Origin of the sequence: Tenacibaculum finnmarkense genomovar ulcerans (assembly GCF_900239495.1) — a bacterium.
Taxonomy (GTDB): Bacteria; Bacteroidota; Bacteroidia; order Flavobacteriales; family Flavobacteriaceae; genus Polaribacter; species Polaribacter ulcerans.
Genome location: NZ_OENE01000027.1, coordinates 1 through 4,744, shown reverse-complemented (window position 1 = coordinate 4,744; position 4,744 = coordinate 1). Strand labels below are relative to the sequence as shown.

Below are 4,744 nucleotides of genomic sequence, written 5' to 3'. Positions count from 1 at the left end.
GAGTAAGAAATCATCTGAAAAGAATAGTTTCTAAACGCTTAAAAAATAAGTTTTATAACAAAAAACACGAAGTTAGCGCTTCGTGTTTTTTAGGTTAAAATAAATACTGTAAATGTGACTTTAATTTGAAAAAAGTGTCATTGTATGAATAGATTAAAAGTTATAATATTAAAAAGGAAGTGTTCTTTTTAATTTAAGAAAGCAGATGTTCTTTTATATAATCTATTGAAAAGACTGCTTTACTTATAGTTGGTATTATTTTACCTTTAAAATAGTTATTTGTTGAAATAAATTGCATTTATTGAGGTTGCTAAAGATGCTTTTTTATGAGTGTCATGAATTAAAAAATAAGTAATTTTGCACTTTTAAATGATTTAGATTCATAATAAATAGTTTGAAAATTAATAACTTAACAGGTGTTGTTTAGATATTAAAATAAAATTTCATATAAAGTTGTTGTACTAAAAGCTATTCATTTTTTCTAAAAAAAATAAACAAAACCCTTCTTATTCAGGCAGTACCTTCAGGTAGTTAAAAAAACTATTCAATTAGCTGCCAAATTACAAATGTCAGATGTTTTTTCTAATAGAAAAAACATCATTATAAAAGTATTATTAGTGTCAGTTTATAATCAAAAAACTGCTTTTTAAATTTAAATTTTTTATGAATAATTATTACTTATCAGGTAAAAACAAATTCTTATTAACATGTTTTTTTAAATTTTTTTTAATCGCTTTTTCATTTCTGATTCCTTCGTTGGTGTCGGCGCAGTGTGCGAATGGGGAGTTAACAACGGAAGGTTATGTTACAGGGAGTAGTGCGACACAAGTTTTAGGAAGCCCTGATAATTCTAATTTTTATTACTCAGGAAATACGCCTTTAGTTTTAGAATATACTGAAGAGTTTATAGAAGGCTCTGTAATTACTTTTAGAGGGTATTATTCTCAATATAATAGGCCATTAACAATTGAGTTTGGGAATTCGAACTCAACTTTTAATGCAATGACAGTTGTAACACCTATTTTTCCTAATTCTATGGGAGAAGTTACAATAACTGTACCTATTGGGGCAGGTATTGTTACAGGAGCAGGATATAAATGGCTTCGTTTAGTAGGCGAAGGATGGGATGGTTTTAATATGACGAGGATTTATTTAGATGCTGTTAAAATAGCAACTACAAATTGTAATCCTTGTACTGCAGGAGATGCTCCACAGTTTTCAACGAATCCTACTGCACCAGAAAAAGAGAAAGCAACTTTTGATTTAAGTACTTATGAAGCAACGATAACAAATAAAGGAATAAAAAATGTAAAATGGTATTATTTTTTACCAGCAAGTGTAGATAGTGAAATACCAAATGGAACACAGGTGTTAGCAGGTAACTATTATGCTATTTTTGAAGGTGATAATAACGGAAGTCCTTGTTATAGTGATTCCACTGAATTTACAATAATTAGTGATTTTGATGGGGATTCAATTATTGATGATATTGATATTGATGATGATAATGATGGTATTCTAGATAAATTTGAATGTACTACAGACTTAACTTCTAGTGGGAGTTTTGAATATGACCATACGGTAACTACAGGTGATTTTAATGGCACCTGGGGTATCGAAAAAGCTAATGATGGTAGTTTTTATACAGTACATTTAGAAGATCAAATGCCTACAGCAAACCCTGATATAGGACAAAAAGATGATTGGATATTTCATGAGTCAGTAGATTGGACACAAGGGCAATATATAGTTTCTTCTAATCAACAAGCTAATGATTATCATCCTACAGTAAAGCAGTCGATTACTGATGGTGGAGCTTTTATTATTTTTTCATTAAATAATGAGGCTATTTCTAATAATTTAACAGGTTTAACTATAGGAGAAAATTATGAGTTTACTTATGAAATGGGGTTTTTACCTAGGTATAGTGATGCAGGAAGTATATCTAGCTATGCTCCTTCAACTTATGTTGATATAACAGGTGGTGATGTTTTAACTAGTGATGATCCAGATTTTGGTGCTTATGCTATTACCGATTTTCCAAGTACAGTTTCAAAGACTAGTCAACCATTAGATCCTAACTGGAAAGTATACAGGGTCATTTTTAAAGCAACATCAACCTCTGTTAATGTAAAACTGGGAACGAATAGTTCTGATGTAGTGACTATAGACGCTGTTAAAGTTGTTAGATTTCCAATTGACCCAATATGTACTAGAGGTTTAAATACAGATGCTGATGGTGACGGCTGTGATGATGGTACAGAAGCAGGTTTAACAGCTTTAACTCCAGCAGAAATTGCAATGGGTGTTGGAGTAAATGGTTTATATGATTATTTAGAAACTTCTGCGGATTCAGGAATTTTAAATGATGTAATTGATACAACAAAACCTTATGACCCAAATGTACAAGGTTCAGCTTGTATTACATGTACTAACCCTGACGATAGTTTAATTGTTAATAATCCTACTGTTTGTAAGGGGTCAGAAGCATCAATAACAATAACAAATGCAGAAGTTGGAGTAACCTATCAATTGCGTTTAGATACTGATGATAGTGAAGTAACAGGAGCTTCTGCTACACAGTTAGCAACAGGTGATTTAATACTTAAAGTGACACCAGGTGCAACAACTGATTATAATATTTATGCAACAAAAGGAACTTGTAATATTGAATTAATTAATAAAGTTACGGTAACGGTAAATACTTGTACTACCACGGCAACCGATGATAATTTTTCAGGAAAAAATACTGGGAATATTACAGGAAATGTTATAACAGGAAATAACGGAAATGGAGTTGATGCAGATTCTGACAGTGCTGTCACATTAGCTGTAGCAAGCGCAACAGTTGATGCAAATGGAAATGGAACTCCAACAACTTTAGACTTAGGAATACCAACAGATATTGAAATTTCGGGAATAAAAATAGGAACATTAACGTTAAGTACTAATGGAGATTTAGTTTTTGTACCAGAGTCAACTTATAGTGGTACTCTACCAACAATAAATTATGTTATTAATGGTTCAACAACTGCTAACGCTAATGTTGTAATTATGGTAACATCCGAAGAGGATGTTGATGGAGATGGAGTTTCTAATTCTTTAGATTTAGATAATGATAATGATGGTGTTTTAGATGCAGAAGAAGATGTTAATTGTACAGGGAATATAGTAGAAGAAATCATTATAAATGAAACATTTGAAGCTGGTACAGTAGGAGCAGTTATTCCAAAAGGAAGCTTAGTAGGAGTACCAGGGATTGATGGTTTGCAAGAAGCTTATAATTCGAACTCAGGGAATACCAGTACAACAAATGTAGGAGATTACAAGTCTATTACAGGAGTTGATGGTAATCTAAGTATTGTAATTGATGCAAATGGAGGAGGAATAGTTGATAAGGAGCAAATGTCTTCATTTATTGTTTTAAATAAAGTAAACTTATTAAACGGAGAAAAATATACTGTTGAATCAGATTTTTCATTAGGCTTACAATATTCCGGTTCAACTTTAGCGAAAGAGAGTAATGAATATGGTATTGCTATTGGTGCACCTGGTCAAGATCCTATTTGGAAAGAAGATTATGCTGGTGCTCCTGATGGAGTATTCTTATATGGGCATGGAAGTGTTTTAATTAGAGAGCCTAATTCATCATTACCTAACTTTACAGCACCTCCAAGAGTAAAAGGTTGGTTTAGACAATCTGCAACTTATTATGTTAAAGATAACGGATCTGGCATTTTGCATTTATATGCTGATAATAAAGGATATAAATATAATGCTGCAGGGGTTTTAGGAGCACCTTTTATAGCTAATGAAATAGATTTAGGTGCAGCAAGTAATTATCCTTGGTTAAATAATGCTGCTATTAGTGTATCTACCGATGAATATGTCGATAACGTAGTTGTTAAAATTAATCATTGTGATAATGATAATGATGGAATTCCAAATTATTTAGATACAGATTCTGATAACGATGGCTGTCCTGATGCAATAGAAGCGAATGAAAATGTAACATTAGCACAATTAGATGCTGATAAAAGAATTGATATAGCAAACCAAGGAGGTGTAGATATTAATGGAGTTCCTAATTTGGTAAATTCAGGAGGAACTGCTGATAATAGCAATAATACACAAGGACAGGGAACAAACACAGCTGTATTAACAGCAACAAAAATAGAAGTAAAGACACAGCCTACAAATAAAACTATTTGTTTAGGTGAAAATGCAGTTTTTACGGCTGAAATGTCATCAAAAAGTACGACTATCTTTAATACTGGGGTTCCAGATTATACAGGAATTGCAGGAAATACAACAGGGCTTGTTTATCAATGGGAAGAACAAATTGAAGGAGCTGGATCGTGGAATGTTATAAGTAATGGCGGTATATATAGTAATGCAACAACCGCATCTTTAAAATTAACGAATCCACCCGTAACGGCTTCAACAAATAAATATAGGTTAGTAACAACGAGTACAAGTAATACGTGTGCAGAGGTAATTTCTGATGAAGTTGAGTTGAGTGTGAATGCTTTACCAGTAGCCGATGCCGGAACAGGTGGAGTAATCACATGTGCAACGACAAGCATCCAAATTGGAGCAGCAAACAATACAGACTACACCTATTTATGGTCACCAGCCGCAGGATTAAATGATGCAACAATCTCAAATCCAATAGCAAGTGCCGCGGGAACATATAGTTTAGTAATTACAGAAACAGCAACAGGATGTGTAAGCACTAATACAG

At 32.6% G+C, this 4,744-nt stretch carries 1 pseudogene; it reads left to right on the top strand.

The annotated features are described in order from the left end of the window. Positions 1 to 663: 663 nt before the first annotated feature. A pseudogene (locus DPIF8902391_RS09225) lies at positions 664 to 4,744 on the top strand (hypothetical protein); the annotation flags it as partial.